Source organism: Pseudomonas ekonensis (genome assembly GCF_019145435.1).
GTDB lineage: Bacteria > Pseudomonadota > Gammaproteobacteria > Pseudomonadales > Pseudomonadaceae > Aquipseudomonas > Aquipseudomonas ekonensis.
This window is the reverse complement of sequence record NZ_JAHSTS010000002.1, coordinates 2390209-2404684: the sequence shown is the minus strand read 5'-3', so window position 1 is coordinate 2404684 and position 14476 is coordinate 2390209. Positions and strand designations below refer to the sequence as shown.

The following is a 14476-nucleotide window of genomic DNA, read 5'->3' as shown; positions in this document are numbered from 1 at the left end:
AGCACCCCGTTTTGCTGTGATTCAAGACAAGAAGTCCTGGGAAACATTCACCATGCGTTCGCACCTGTTCAAGGCTTTACCCTTCGCTCTCGCCGCCTCTTTCGCACAAGCGCAAACCCTGCCGCAAGCCATGCAGCAGGCGCTGGATGTCCATCCGGAGATCCAGGCAGGGGTCAATGGTCGATTGGCTGCGGATTATCAATTAAAGGCGGCAAAAGGTGGATACCTGCCCAAGGTCGATCTGCTCGGCGGTTACGGCCGCGAGGGCACCGACAGCGTCACCACCCGTGCCAACGGCGGCGGCAACCACTGGGAGACCCTGAACCGCGGCGAGTCAAGTTTGCGTCTTTCGCAGATGGTCTTCGACGGTTTTGCGACGTCCAGCGAAGTCGGGCGTCAACAAGCCACCGTCAACTCCCGCGCCTATGCCTTGCTCGGCACCTCCGAGCGCACCGCGCTGACCGTGGCCCAGGTGTACCTGGACGTGCTGACCCGCCGCGAGTTCGTGCGCCTGGCCGAGGAAAACCTCAAGAGCCACCAGCGCATCTACGACCAGATCCAGCTGCGCACCCAGCGCGGCGTCGGCAGCGGCGCCGACCTCGACCAGGCCGAAGCGCGGATGGCCCAGGCGCGCAACAACCTGATCACCGAGCAGACCAACCTCGCCGACGCCGAGACCAACTACCTCAGCGCCGTCGGCCAGATGCCCGACCAGCTGGAGCGCCCGGCGCCGTTCATGGCGATGCTGCCGGCCAACCTCAACGAAGCCCGCGCGCAGATGCTGGAGAACAGCCCGATCCTGCGGTCGGCCGAGTCCGACATCGCCGCGGCCGAGAAGCAATACGAAACCGCCAAGTCGACCTTCTACCCGCGCTTCGACGCCGAACTGGGCCGCACCGCCGACAACGACCTCGACGGCCAGAACGGCCACAACAACGAATGGCAGGCCATGCTGCGCATGCGCTTCAACCTCTATTCGGGCGGCAGCAACAAGGCCGACCTGGAATCCAAGGCCTACCTGTCGAACCAGGCGCTGGACATCCGCAACAACGCCCTGCGCCAGTTGAACGAAGAACTGGGCCTGGCCTGGAACGCCCTGAACAACGCCAACGCCCAGGTGCCGATCGCCCAGCAGTACGTCGATCACAGCACCGCCGTGCGCACCGCCTACCAGCGCCAGTTCAGCCTCGGCGAGCGGACCCTGCTGGATCTGCTCGACAGCGAGAACGAATTGTTCACCGCTTCGCGCCGTCTGGCCGAGATCAAGAACATTCAGTTATTTACTCAATACCGAATCAAGGCGACCATGGGCGAGTTGCTCAAGAGCCAGGGAGTGGTCGCACCGATGGCGTCCGTCGTGCAGAACGACGTGAAGCCCAAGGTTCAACTGCCCGGGATGAATTGAGTTGTCCCCTTTCAATCGTTAAAGAGTGTCGAGCGTGGAATCAGAAGTCAGTCGAGTTCAACTCAGCCATGATCCACGCGCGATGCACGACGACCCGCTGCTGGACGGTCTGCTCGCCCTGTGCGTGCTGCACCAGAAGCCCGCCAGCGCGGCGATGCTCACCACCGGCCTGCCGCTGCCCAAGCAACGCCTGAGCGTCGAGCTGCTGCCCCGTGCGGCGGCCCGTGCCGGCCTGCAGGGGCGGGTGCTGCAACGCAAGCTGGAAGAAATCCCGGCCATCGCCATGCCGGCGCTGCTGCTGCTCAAGGACGGCCGCAGCGCCGTCCTGCTCGGCTGGCAAGGCGACGGCCAGGCCCGGGTGCTGCTCAGCGAAAGCGACGGCGGCGAATCCCTGGTGGGCCGCGACCTGCTGGCCGACGACTACACCGGCAAGGTCTTCTTCGCCCAGCCCCAGCACAAGTTCGACGTCAACCACGGCACGCTGATCCCCCGGGCGCGCTCGTGGTTCCGCGACACCCTCAAGCGCTCGCGCTGGCTCTACGCCGACGCCATCGCCGCCAGCCTGCTGATCAACATCATCGCGATGGCCGCGCCGCTGTTCGTGATGAACGTCTACGACCGCGTGGTGCCGAACCAGGCCGAGGCGACCCTGTGGGTGCTCGCGCTGGGCATCACCGGGGCCTACCTCTTCGACCTGATCCTCAAGAGCCTGCGCAGCCTGTGCCTGGACCTGGCCGGCAAGAAAACCGACCTGATCATCTCCGCGACGCTGTTCGAGCGGATCGTCGGCATGGCCATGAAGTACCGGCCGGCGCGGGTCGGCAGCTTCGCCCAGAACATCCATGAGTTCCAGAGCCTGCGCGACTTCCTCGCCTCGCTGACCCTGACCAGCGTGATCGACCTGCCGTTCACGATCCTGATCTTCATCGTGATCGCCATCCTCGGCGGGCACCTGGTGTGGATTCCGGTGCTGGCCTTCCCGATCGCCCTGGCCATCGGCTACGCCTTGCAGAAGCCGCTGGTGGCGACCATGGAGCGCACCATGGCGCTGGGCGCCGAGCGCCAGTCGAGCCTGATCGAGACCCTCGCCGGCCTCGACGCGGTGAAGGTCAACAACGCCGAGAGCGAGCGCCAGTACCAGTGGGAGCAGACCATCGGCACCCTCAGCCGCCTCGAGCTGCGGGTGAAGATGCTCTCGGGCCTGGCGATGAACATCACCCTGCTGATCCAGCAACTGGCGGGCGTGGTCATGATCGTCTTCGGCGTGTACCAGATCATCGCCGGCAACCTGAGCATGGGCGGCCTGATCGCCTGCTACATGCTCAGCGGCCGGGCGCTCAGCCCGCTGGCGTCGCTGTCGGGCCTGCTGACCCGCTACCAGCAGGCGCGGGTGACCATGACTTCGGTCGACCAGATGATGGAGCTGCCCCAGGAGCGCAATTTCGAAGAGCGTCCGCTGAGCCGCAAGGTGCTGCAGGGCGCCATCGAGTGCCGTCAGCTCAACTTCACCTACCCGGAGCAGCAGAACCCGGCGCTCAAGGGCATCAACCTGGTGATCCGCCCCGGCGAGAAGATCGGCATCATCGGCCGCAGCGGTTCGGGCAAGAGCTCGCTGGCCAAGCTGCTGGTGGGCCTGTACCAGCCGGACGACGGCGCCCTGCTGGTGGACGGCGTGGACATCCGCCAGATCGACGTCAGCGAGCTGCGCTACAACATCGGCTACGTGCCCCAGGACATCCAGCTGCTGGCCGGCACCCTGCGCGACAACCTGATTTCCGGCGCCCGCTACGTCGAGGACGAGCTGGTGCTGCAAGCGGCCGAGCTGGCCGGCGTCCATGAGTTCGCAAGGCTGCACCCCAAAGGCTACGAACTGCAGGTCGGCGAGCGCGGGCAGAACCTGTCCGGCGGCCAGCGCCAGAACGTGGCCCTGGCCCGGGCGCTGCTGCTCAACCCGCCGATCCTGCTGCTCGACGAGCCCACCAGCGCCATGGACAACACCGGCGAAGAGCGCCTCAAGCAACGCCTGGCGGCGGTGATCGAAAACAAGACCGTGGTGCTGGTGACGCACCGGGCGTCGCTGCTGTCGCTGGTGGATCGCCTGCTGGTGGTCGACCGTGGCCAGATTCTCGCCGACGGCCCGAAGGCCGCGGTGATGGAAGCGTTGAAGAAGGGGCAGATCAGTGTTGCTTAAGTCGGGTGTCAAGGAATCGATCCGCCGCTACTTCAAAGGCTCCGCGTCGTTGCAGGGCCAGCCGCTGCCGGAGGTCAACAAAGCGCTCATCGAGGACGCGCCGAGGGTGGTGCGCCTGACGATCTGGGCGATCATCGGTTTCTTCCTGTTCCTGCTGCTGTGGGCCAACTTCGCGGTCATCGACGAAGTGACCAAGGGCGACGGCAAGGCGATTCCGTCGTCGAAGATCCAGAAGATCCAGAACCTCGAGGGCGGGATCGTCTCCGAGCTGTTCGTCAAGGAAGGCCAGATCGTCGAGGCCGGCGCGCCGCTGATCCGCCTGGACGACACGCGGTTCGCCTCCAACGTCGGCGAGACCGAGGCCGACCGGCTGTCGATGCTGCTGCGGGTCGAGCGCCTGAGCGCGGAGGTCGAGGACCGCCCGCTGAACTTCCCCGAGGACGTGCTCAAGGCCGTGCCGGGGCAGGCGAAAAGCGAAGAGTCGCTGTACCTGAGCCGCCGTCAGCAACTGCATGACGAAATCGGTGGGTTGCAGGAGCAACTGATCCAGCGCCAGCAAGAGCTGCGCGAGTTCACCTCCAAGCAGGCGCAGTACCGGCAGCAGTTGGGCCTGCAACGCCAGGAAATCAACATGTCCGAGCCGCTGGTGGCCCAGGGCGCGGTGTCGCCAGTCGAGGTGCTGCGGCTCAAGCGCGCCGAAGTGGAGACCCGCGGTCAGCTCGACGCCACCACGCTGGCGATTCCGCGGGCCGAATCGGCGATCAAGGAAGTGCAGCGCAAGATCGACGAGACCCGCGGCAAGTTCCGCAGCGAGGCGCTGACCCAGCTCAACGAGGCGCGCACCGACCTGAACAAGGCCCAGGCCACCGGCAAGGCGCTGGAGGACCGGGTGAGCCGGACGCTGGTCACCTCGCCGGTGCGCGGCATCGTCAACAAGATGCTGGTCAACACCATCGGCGGCGTGATCCAGCCGGGCAGCGACCTGGTGGAGATCGTGCCGCTGGACGACACCCTGCTGGTCGAAGCCAAGATCCGTCCGCAGGACATCGCCTTCCTGCATCCGGGCCAGGACGCGACGGTGAAGTTCACCGCCTACGACTACACCATCTACGGCGGCCTGAAGGCCAAGCTGGAGCAGATCGGCGCGGACACCATCACCGACGAAGACAAGAAAACCACCTACTACGTGATCAAGCTGCGCACCGAGCGCAGCCACCTGGGCACCGACGAGAAGCCGTTGCTGATCATTCCGGGGATGGTGGCGTCGGTGGACATCATCACCGGCAAGAAGACCGTGCTGAGCTACCTGCTCAAGCCGATCATCCGCGCGCGGGCCGAGGCCTTGCACGAGCGCTAGATCTTTCGGGCCTCATCGCTGGCAAGCCAGCTCCCACTGGGATCTAGGGTGGACACGCGCTGGTGTGTTCACCGCGGAATCTGTGGGAGCTGGCTTGCCAGCGATGGCGTCAGTTCGAACACCACATCCCTGTCGGCAAGTGACACGAACGCTCACTCACCGTCCAGTCCATTCCTTAGCTATCGCCATATCGTTATTCGCTAACGGTATTTAAAGTTCGCTTCTTATAGCTATAAAGTCAGCCTCCTGCGTACCTGCCGACCAATCGGCGCGCCGCACGACACGAACGAACACGCAATCCAGCGTGAGTTTCTTGATCGACGCGCGCGCCCTTGAGCGTGCCGTATGTGGGAGTGATCCATGTCCGCCGCCACCGCCTCACCCGGCATCGCGCCGCAAACCTTTGAAGTCCGCCCGTTCGAGGGCGCCGTCGGCGCCGAAATCATCGGCCTGGACCTGGCCCGTCCGGTCAACGACCAAGACTTCGCCCGCATCCACCGCGCCCACCTCGATCACCACGTGGTGGTGTTCCGCGACCAGCGCATCACCCCGCAGCAGCAGATCGACTTCAGCCGCCGCTTCGGCGTGCTGCAGATCCATGTGCTCAAGCAGTTCCTTTTGGCCGGCCACCCGGAAATCCTCATCGTCTCCAACATCGTCGAGAACGGCCAAAACGTCGGCCTGGGCGATGCCGGCAAGTTCTGGCACTCCGACCTTTCCTACAAAGAGCTGCCGAGCCTGGGTTCGATGCTGCACGCCCAGGAGCTGCCGTCCGAAGGCGGCGACACTTTGTTCGCCGACATGCACAAAGCCTGGGACAGCCTGCCGCAAGCGCTGCGCAACGCGGTTGAGGGCCGTTCGGCGGCGCACTCCTACACCGCCCGCTACAGCGAAACCAAATTCGAAGGCAACTGGCGCCCGACCCTGACCCAAGAGCAGTTGGCCCAGGTCGCGGAAGTGGTGCACCCGGTGGTGCGCACCCACCCGGAAAACGGCCGCAAGGCGTTGTTCGTCAGCGAAGGCTTCACCACCCGCATCGTCGGCCTGTCGGAGGACGAGAGCCAACAGCTGTTGGCCGAGCTCTACGCCCACAGCGTCCTGCCGCAGAACATCTACCGCCACCGCTGGCAGCCCCACGACCTGGTGTTCTGGGACAACCGCTCGCTGATCCACCTGGCCGCCGGCTGCCCAGCGCACCTGCGCCGCAAGCTCTACCGCACCACCATCCAGGGCGACGCGCCTTTCTGAATTGCCGGAGAACCGATCATGTCCAAACGTCTTCCATTCGCGCCGCTGGCCGCCGCCGTCGGCCTGGGTTTCAGCCTGATCGCCGGCAGCCTGGCGGCGCCGTCCGCAGCCCATGCCGAGGGTGAGATCCGCATCGCCGAACAGTTCGGCATCGTTTACCTGCTGCTCAACGTCGTGCGCGATCAGGGATTGATCGAGAAGTACGGCAAGCAGGAGGGGATCGACATCGAGGTCGACTGGACGCAGCTGTCCGGCGGCGCGGCGGTCAACGATGCGTTGCTGTCCGGCTCCATCGACATTGCCGGCGCCGGCGTCGGTCCGCTGCTGACCATCTGGGACCGCACCCACGGCAAGCAGAACGTCAAGGCCGTGGCCTCGCTGGGCAACTTCCCGTACTACCTCGTCAGCAACAATCCCAAGGTCAAGACCATCGCCGATTTCACCGAAAAGGACCGCATCGCGGTGCCGGCGGTCGGGGTTTCGGTGCAGTCGCGGTTCCTGCAGTACGCGGCGGCCAGGCAGTGGGGCGACAAGGAGTTCAACCGCCTCGACAAGTACACCATCGCCGTTCCGCACCCGGACGCCACCGCTGCGCTGATCGCCGGCGGCACCGAGCTGACCGGGCATTTCTCCAATCCGCCGTTCCAGGATCAGGCCCTGGAGAACCCCAATGTCCATGTGGTGCTCAATTCCTATGACGTGCTCGGCCCGAACTCGCCGACCGTGCTGTTCGCCACCGAAAAATTCCGCAACGACAACCCGAAGACCTACAAAGCCTTCGTCGAGGCCCTGACCGAAGCGGCGCAGTTCGCCCAGAACGACAAGGGCGCGGCGGCGGACAATTACCTGCGCGTGACCAAGGCCAAGATCGACCGCGCTGCGCTGCTGAAGATCATCGACAACCCGCAGTTCGAGTTCAGCGTCACGCCGAAGAACACCTACCCGCTGGCCGAGTTCCTCTACCGCGTCGGCGCGATCAAGAACAAGCCGGATTCGTGGAAGGACTACTTCTTCCAGGACGCCAAGCCGCTGCAGGGGAGCTGACCGCCATGAACGCCCCTTTGCAAGGCCACACGGCCAGCAACCCCGCCGCCGGCGCCGAAGCGCTGCTGGCGGTCGATCAGGTCAGCCTCGAATACCGCACGCCGCAACGGGTGGTGCGGGCCACCCACCAGGTCAGTTTCGAGGTCGATCCGGCGGATCGCTTTGTCTTGCTCGGCCCTTCCGGCTGCGGCAAGTCCACGCTGCTCAAGGCGGTGGCCGGGTTCATTGCGCCGCGCGAAGGCGAGATCCGCCTGCAAGGCCGGCGCGTGGAGGCGCCGGGGCCGGATCGGATCGTGGTGTTCCAGGAGTTCGATCAGCTGCCGCCGTGGAAAACCGTGAAGCAGAACGTGATGTTCCCGCTGCTGGCCTCGCGCACGCTGAAGAAAAGGGAAGCGGAAGAACGCGCCCTGCATTACCTGGAAAAGGTCGGCCTGGCGGCGTTCGCCGATGCCTACCCGCACACCCTGTCCGGCGGCATGAAGGCTCGGGTGGCGATTGCCCGGGCGCTGGCGATGCAGCCGAAGATCCTGCTGATGGACGAGCCCTTCGCCGCGCTGGATGCGCTGACCCGGCGCAAGATGCAGGAGGAATTGCTGCTGCTCTGGGAGGAGGTGCGTTTCACGTTGTTGTTCGTCACCCACTCGATTGAAGAAGCGCTGGTGGTCGGCAATCGCATCCTGCTGCTGTCGCCGCATCCGGGGCGGGTGAGGGCGGAAGTGCACAGTCATCAATATGATCTGCAAAGCCTCGGTGGCGTGGCGTTTCAGGAGTCGGCGCGGTGTATTCATCGGTTGCTGTTCGATGAGGGCCAGTCGCCGGAAACCGAGCGCGAGCACGATTTCAACGACATTCGCATCGCTTATTGAGCCACCCGGAGGATCGCCCGATGAGCCATTCATCATCCGTACGTCAAGCATTCGAAAACGATCTGCAGCCGCTGACCAGCGTGCCGGTGGAGCGTGAGTTACCGCTGGGCCAGCGCCTGTGGCAGCAGGGCTGGCTGCGTAAAAGCGTGATCCTGATTCTGCTCGCGGTGCTCTGGGAAGTGGTCGCCCGGGTACAGAACAACGATCTGCTGCTGCCGAGCTTTTTGCAGACCAGTCATGCGCTGTACGACGGCCTGCTCAGCGGCGAGCTGCCGGGCAAGGTGTGGATCTCCCTGCTGGTGCTGCTCAAGGGCTACCTGACCGGCATCGTGCTGGCGTTCGCCCTGACCACCCTGGCGGTCTCGACCCAATTCGGCCGGGACTTGCTGAGCACCCTGACCTCGATGTTCAACCCGCTGCCGGCCATCGCCCTGCTGCCGCTGGCGTTGCTGTGGTTCGGCCTGGGCCAGAACAGCCTGATCTTCGTGCTGGTGCATTCGGTGCTGTGGGCGCTGGCGCTGAACACCTACGCCGGTTTCCTTGGCGTGTCGGAAACCCTGCGCATGGCCGGGCGCAACTACGGTCTGAAGGGCATGCGTTTTGTGTTGTCCATCCTGATCCCGGCGGCGCTGCCGTCGATCCTCGCCGGCCTGAAGATCGGCTGGGCGTTCGCCTGGCGCACACTGATCGCCGCCGAACTGGTGTTCGGCGCCACCAGCGGCAAGGGCGGCCTGGGCTGGTACATCTTCCAGAACCGCAACGAGCTTTACACCGACAAGGTGTTCGCGGGGCTTGCGGTGGTGATCCTGATCGGATTGCTGGTGGAGAACCTGGTGTTCGACACGTTGGAGCGGTTGACCGTGAAGAAGTGGGGGATGCAGCGGTAGACTCAGGGTGCCTGGCGATGGCGTCCGTGCAACCGCCGCCGATCCTGAAGGATGTCTGCTAGCATTGCGTGCGAATCAATCCTGATCGGCCACGAGTGCTTGCGATGCAACTTCCGGACATGAACCTGCTGGTCGCCCTCGACGCCCTGCTCAACGAAGGCAGCGTGGTCGGCGCGGCGCGGCGGATGAACCTCAGCCCGGCAGCCATGAGCCGCACCCTCACGCGGATCCGCGAGGCCATCGGCGACCCGATCCTGGTGCGCGCGGGCCGGGGCCTGGTGCCGACACCCAAGGCGCTGGAACTGCGCGAACAGGTGCGCGACGTGGTCGAACAGGCCGCGCTGCTGTTCCGCTCGGCGGATGCCGTGGAGCTGGGCACCTTGCGCCGGCGCTTCAGCATCCGCGCCAACGATTTTTTTGTCGGCGTCTATGGCGGCAAGCTGTTCGACACCCTCGACCGTCAGGCGCCGCACTGCGAACTGCGCTTCGTCCCCGAAGGCGACGGCGACGATGAGGCGCTGCGTGAAGGACGGATTGACCTGAGCGTGAGCAACACCCGACCGGTGACGCCGGAGGTGAAGGTGCAGAACCTGTTCTCCACCCACTTCGTCGGCCTGGTGCGCGAAGACCACCCGTTGTTCGACGCCGAAATCACCGCCGAGCGCTACGCCGGGTTCTCCCACATCAGCATGTCTCGCCGGGGCATCGCCCGCGGCCCCATCGACACGGCGCTCAACGCCCTGGGCCTGGAGCGGCGGGTGGCGGTGATCGCCCCGAGCTTCCATGCGGCGATGTTCGCGTTGCCGGACTCCGACCTGATCCTGCCGGTGCCCAAGGAAGCCTTGCTGAGCGTGCGGCGGCTGGGGCTGAAGCTGCGTTCGTTCGACCTGCCGGTCCCGTTGCCGACTCTGATGCTGACCCAGGCCTGGCACCCGCGTTTCGACAAGGATCCGGCCCACCGTTGGTTGCGCGAGACTCTCAAGACGTGCTGCGACGAGACCTGGCGCGCCGCGCAGCCCTGACCGTCCGGACTGCCGGCCTGTGGCGAGGGCGCTTGCTCCCGCTGGCCTGCAGGGCAGGCCCTCCTTGGTGATCGCCGAGCGCCCGGCGGGAGCAAGCTCCCTCACCACACGACATCCATGGTTGCGTCAGATGCACTTATAAGCTGCCGATAAGTCAATTTTCGTCAGCATTAAGTCCCACTACCATGCTCCGGTATTCAATCAACCGGAGTGTGCGTTCATGACATCCCTGACGGTGCCGGCCCCTGCGGCCGCGACCGCTGCGGCGCCGGCCGCCGCGCCGCCGGTGTTCGGAGCGCGGATCATCATCGGCCTGGTCGGTGTGCTGCTGGCGGTGCTGGTGTCGGGCCTCAACGAAATGGTGACCAAGGTCGCCCTGGCCGACATCCGCGGCGCCCTGGGCATCGGTTACGACGAAGGCACCTGGCTCGTCGCCTGCTACACCGCGACCTCGGTGGCGGCGATGGCGTTCGCGCCGTGGTGCTCGGTGACGTTCTCGCTGCGGCGTTTCACCCTGTGCGCCATCGCTGTGTTCACCCTGCTCGGCGTGCTCTGCCCGTTCGCCCCCAACTACGAAAGCCTGCTGCTGATGCGCACCCTGCAAGGGCTGGCTGGCGGTGCGTTGCCGCCGATGCTCATGACGGTGGCGCTGCGTTTCCTGCCGCCCGGCGTCAAGCTCTACGGCCTGGCCGGCTACGCGTTGACCGCCACGTTCGGCCCGGGTCTGGGCACGCCGCTGGCGGGGCTGTGGACCGAGCACGTCGGCTGGCAGTGGACGTTCTGGCAGATCATCGTGCCGTGCCTGATCGCCATGGCCGCGGTGGCCTACGGTTTGCCGCAGGATCCGCTGCGCCTGGAGCGCCTGAAAGCGTTCAACTGGAAAGGCCTGCTGCTGGGGTTCCCGGCGATCTGCATGCTGGTGATCGGACTGCTGCAGGGCAATCGCCTGGACTGGTTCGAGTCGGATCTGATCTGCGGCCTGCTCGGCGCCGGCGCGCTGCTGCTGGTGGCGTTCCTGATCAACGAGTGGTCGCAGCCGATCCCGTTCTTCAAATTGCAGATGCTGGGCATCCGCAACCTGTCGTTCGCGCTGCTGACCCTGGCCGGGGTGTTGGTGATCCTGCTGGCGGTGATCCTGATTCCTTCCGGCTACCTGGCCCAGGTGCAGGGTTACCGCCCGGTGCAGACCGCGCCGATCATGCTGCTGGCGGCGTTGCCGCAACTGATCGCGCTGCCGCTGGTGGCGGCGCTGTGCAACCTGCGTTGGGTCGACTGCCGCTGGGTGCTGGGCCTTGGCCTGAGCATGCTGGCGCTGTCGTGCCTGGGCGGCTCGCAGCTGACGTCGGCGTGGATACGCGACGACTTCTACATCCTGCAATGGCTGCAGATCTTCGGGCAGCCGATGGCGGTACTGCCGCTGCTGATGCTCTCCACCGGCAGCATCACGCCGCTGGACGGGCCGTTCGCCTCGGCCTGGTTCAACACCGTAAAAGGCCTGGCGGCGGTGATCGCCACCGGGGTGATCGACGCGCTGACCACCGCGCGCCTGCATTTCCACTCGACGATGCTGGTGGATCGCCTCGGCAATTCGCCCTTGGCCGACCCCGACGGCGCCGGCCTCGCCCATCGCTTGCACGAGCAAGCCGTGGTGCTGACCTCCTCGGATCTTTACCTGTGCATGGCCGGTGTCGCCGTGGCGCTGATCCTGCTGATTTTCTGGCTGCCGACGCGGATCTTCCCGCCCCGTGCGCCGACCTGACTGGAACTGAAGGTTTTTATGACGACTCAAGCAAAGCAAAAACTCGCGGTCGCCGTGGCGGCCGCACTGGCCGTCGGCGTGCTGCTGCATCTGGCGGTGCCGGGCCTGTTCGGCAAACGCACCCAGCAGAACACCAACGACGCCTATGTGTCCGCCGACTACACCCTGGTCGTGCCGCGGGTGGCGGGGTTCATCAAGCAAGTGCTGGTGGAGGACAACCAGCAGGTCAAGGCCGGGCAACTGCTGGCGCTGATCGACGACCGCGACCTGCGCGCCGCCGCCGAAGCCGCCGATGCGCAGACCCAGGTCGCCCGTGCGCAACTGCAGAACGCCAAGGCCACCCTGGAGCGTCAGGCTTCGGTGATCGCCCAGGCCCAGGCCTCGGTGGTGGCGGCCAAGGCGGAAATGGCTTTCGCCCAGCAGGAACTGAACCGCTACAGCCACCTGGCCGGTGTCGGGGCCGGCACCGTGCAGAACGCCCAGCAAGCACGCACCCGCATCGACCAGGCCACGGCGCGGCTGGACACCGCCACGGCGGTGCTGGCGGCGGAACGCAAGCAGGTGGAAATCCTCACCGCCCAGCGCGACGCCGCCGACGGTGGCCTGAAACGCGCGCAGGCCGCGCTGGAGATCGCCAGCTTCGACCTTTCGTACACCCGCATCACCGCGCCGCAGGACGGCATGATCGGCGAGCGCGCCGTGCGGGTCGGCGCCTACGTGACGCCGGGCAGCAAGCTGCTGGCGGTGGTGCCGCTGCAGCAGGCCTACGTGGTGGCCAACTTCCAGGAAACCCAGTTGACCGACGTGCAGCCGGGGCAGGACGTGCAGGTGCGGGTCGACAGCCTGGGCGGCGAAGCCCTGAACGGGCGCGTGGAGAGCATCGCCCCGGCCACCGGGGTGACGTTCGCGGCGGTGAAACCGGACAACGCCACCGGCAACTTCACCAAGGTGGTGCAGCGGATTCCGGTGAAGATCCTGCTGGAGCCGGGCCAGCCGTCGGCCGAGCGGCTGCGGGTGGGGATGTCGGTGGAGGCGAGCATCGACACCAACAGTTCGGTGACGTCGGTGCGCGAGGTGACCCAGCGATGATGAACGTCGAACCGGCCGGCGCCTGCGTGAACGGCCTTGTACTAATCGCCCTGCGGGAGCGGGTCTGCTCGCGGATCGGCCAATGGCCGCAACGCCTTTCGAGCGTTCTGCTCGTCGTCAGTCTCAGCGCTTGCACCGTCGGCCCGGATTTTCGCCAACCCGAGGGCGTGCAGATCGGCGAATGGGCCCAACCCGCCCGGACCGCCCCGAGCCAAGCGGTCGCCGAGCCTCTGAGCGAACGCTGGTGGGAAGTCTTCCACGACCCGCAGCTCTCGGCCCTCACCCAGCGTGCGATGAACAGCAACCTCGACCTGCAGCGCGCCGCCAGCCGTCTGCAACAGAGCCGCGCGGTCCGTCAGGCGATCACCGCCGACCGCTACCCGACCACCGCCGTCACCGGCGGCTATGCGCGCAAGCGCAACAGCGGCGAGGGCCTCAACGACCCGTCGGGGCGCAATGGCGACTCGGCCTTCAACCTGTGGGACGCCGGGTTCTCCGCCTCGTGGGAACTCGATTTCTGGGGCCGCGTGCGCCGGGAGACCGAAGCCGCCGACGCCAATCTTGAAGTGGCGGAAAACGACCGCCGCGGCGTGCTGCTGGCAGTCCTGGCCGACACCGCGCAGAACTACATCCAGCTGCGCGGCGTGCAGAACACCCGCGCGGTCACCGAGCAGAACCTGGACGTCGCCCGGCACAGCCTGAAACTGTCGCAGCTGCGCCTGAACGATGGGGTGGCCACCGACCTGGACGTCGCCGAAGCCGCCGCGCAGGTCGCCGCCATCGAGTCGCGGCTGCCGGCGCTGGAGCAGCGCCAGGCGCAGCTGATCAACGCCATCAGCCTGCTGATGGGAGAGCCGCCGCAGGCCTTGTCCAAAGCGTTGTCCGCGGATGCGCCGGTGCCGCAGTCGCCGCCCCGGGTCGCCATCGGCCTGCCGTCGCAACTGGCCGAACGCCGTCCGGACATCCGCCAGGCCGAAGCCCGGCTGCATGCGGCCACCGCCAACATCGGCGTGGCCGAGGGGGATTTCTATCCGCGCATCACGCTGTCCGGCAACCTCGGCTCGCAGGCCATGCAACTGAGCGACTTCGGCTCCTGGGGCTCGCGGGCCTTCGCCATCGGCCCGCAACTGAGCCTGCCGCTGTTCGACGGCGGCCGCCTGCGCGGCGTGCTGCACCTGCGCGAAGCCCAACAGCAGGAGGCGGCGATCGCCTACCAGCAGACCGTGCTGCGCGCCTGGCATGAGATCGACGACCAGCTGACGGCCTACAACGCCAGCCAGCGCCGCCGCGACAGCCTGGCCGAAGCCGTGCGCCAGAACCGCATCGCCCTGCGCACCGCGCAACAGCAGTACGTCGAAGGCGTGGTCGATTTCGTCAACGTCCTCACCGTGCAGAGCGCGCTGCTGACGACGCAGGAGCAATGGGTGGAAAGCTCCGCCGGGGTGTCGCTAGCGATGGTCGGACTGTACCGGGCGTTGGGCGGGGGGTGGGAGTCGGTGTATCCGGAAGGGGAGGTGGTGCAGCGCTAAGGCTCACGTGATCGGGCAGGGAGTGCCTCACCCGAACGGGCAGAGGATGCGGAACCCGAAAACCTCGCAGGTTCAATTG

11 protein-coding genes are annotated in these 14476 nt (G+C 66.1%); all 11 read left to right on the top strand.

All coding sequences use genetic code 11. From position 1 onward, the window contains the following. Window positions 1–52 precede the first annotated feature (52 nt). Window positions 53–1405 carry a TolC family outer membrane protein gene (locus KVG96_RS23890; RefSeq protein WP_217894214.1) on the top strand — a complete coding sequence of 451 codons (1353 nt, stop codon included), beginning with the start codon at window positions 53–55 and terminating at the stop codon, window positions 1403–1405. Between the two features lie 34 nt (window positions 1406–1439). Further along, entirely contained in the window at window positions 1440–3596 is a 2157-nt protein-coding gene (locus tag KVG96_RS23885) for a type I secretion system permease/ATPase (RefSeq protein ID WP_217894213.1), read from the top strand. Beyond that, a complete protein-coding gene (locus KVG96_RS23880) occupies window positions 3586–4953 on the top strand; it encodes an HlyD family type I secretion periplasmic adaptor subunit (RefSeq protein WP_085582189.1) in 1368 nt (455 codons plus the stop codon). The genes KVG96_RS23885 and KVG96_RS23880 overlap by 11 nt, the downstream gene beginning before the upstream one ends. Window positions 4954–5313: 360 nt before the next feature. Beyond that, on the top strand, window positions 5314–6201 hold the full coding sequence (locus tag KVG96_RS23875; protein ID WP_217894212.1) for a TauD/TfdA dioxygenase family protein: 888 nt from the start codon (window positions 5314–5316) through the stop codon (window positions 6199–6201). An 18-nt stretch (window positions 6202–6219) separates the two neighbouring features. Continuing rightward, window positions 6220–7245, top strand: a complete 1026-nt coding sequence (locus KVG96_RS23870; protein ID WP_217894211.1) for an ABC transporter substrate-binding protein — start codon at window positions 6220–6222, stop codon at window positions 7243–7245. Window positions 7246–7250: 5 nt separating this feature from the next. Further along, window positions 7251–8111, top strand: a complete 861-nt coding sequence (locus KVG96_RS23865) for an ABC transporter ATP-binding protein (RefSeq protein ID WP_217894210.1) — start codon at window positions 7251–7253, stop codon at window positions 8109–8111. A gap of 20 nt (window positions 8112–8131) precedes the next feature. Further along, the gene (locus KVG96_RS23860) at window positions 8132–8998 is read left to right on the top strand and encodes an ABC transporter permease (protein WP_217894209.1); all 867 of its coding nucleotides are present in this window, start codon (window positions 8132–8134) and stop codon (window positions 8996–8998) included. 104 nt (window positions 8999–9102) lie between these two features. Beyond that, window positions 9103–10020: a LysR family transcriptional regulator gene (locus tag KVG96_RS23855; protein ID WP_217894208.1), complete on the top strand. Its 918-nt coding sequence runs from the start codon at window positions 9103–9105 to the stop codon at window positions 10018–10020. 220 nt (window positions 10021–10240) lie between these two features. Then, the gene (locus KVG96_RS23850; protein WP_217894207.1) at window positions 10241–11779 is read left to right on the top strand and encodes an MFS transporter; all 1539 of its coding nucleotides are present in this window, start codon (window positions 10241–10243) and stop codon (window positions 11777–11779) included. Window positions 11780–11797: 18 nt separating this feature from the next. Continuing rightward, entirely contained in the window at window positions 11798–12868 is a 1071-nt protein-coding gene (locus tag KVG96_RS23845; protein WP_217894206.1) for an HlyD family secretion protein, read from the top strand. Next, on the top strand, window positions 12865–14397 hold the full coding sequence (locus KVG96_RS23840; protein ID WP_217894205.1) for an efflux transporter outer membrane subunit: 1533 nt from the start codon (window positions 12865–12867) through the stop codon (window positions 14395–14397). Before KVG96_RS23845 ends, KVG96_RS23840 begins: the two co-directional genes overlap by 4 nt. Window positions 14398–14476 lie beyond the last annotated feature (79 nt).

Bases quoted from the DNA above. Each gene is read 5' to 3' on its own strand.
- KVG96_RS23890 (WP_217894214.1), top strand. From the start codon at position 53: ATGCGTTCGCACCTGTTCAAGGCTTTACCCTTCGCTCTCGCCGCCTCT.
- KVG96_RS23875 (WP_217894212.1), top strand. From the start codon at position 5,314: ATGTCCGCCGCCACCGCCTCACCCGGCATCGCGCCGCAAACCTTTGAA.
- KVG96_RS23870 (WP_217894211.1), top strand. From the start codon at position 6,220: ATGTCCAAACGTCTTCCATTCGCGCCGCTGGCCGCCGCCGTCGGCCTG.
- KVG96_RS23865 (WP_217894210.1), top strand. From the start codon at position 7,251: ATGAACGCCCCTTTGCAAGGCCACACGGCCAGCAACCCCGCCGCCGGC.
- KVG96_RS23860 (WP_217894209.1), top strand. From the start codon at position 8,132: ATGAGCCATTCATCATCCGTACGTCAAGCATTCGAAAACGATCTGCAG.
- KVG96_RS23855 (WP_217894208.1), top strand. From the start codon at position 9,103: ATGCAACTTCCGGACATGAACCTGCTGGTCGCCCTCGACGCCCTGCTC.
- KVG96_RS23850 (WP_217894207.1), top strand. From the start codon at position 10,241: ATGACATCCCTGACGGTGCCGGCCCCTGCGGCCGCGACCGCTGCGGCG.
- KVG96_RS23845 (WP_217894206.1), top strand. From the start codon at position 11,798: ATGACGACTCAAGCAAAGCAAAAACTCGCGGTCGCCGTGGCGGCCGCA.
- KVG96_RS23840 (WP_217894205.1), top strand. From the start codon at position 12,865: ATGATGAACGTCGAACCGGCCGGCGCCTGCGTGAACGGCCTTGTACTA.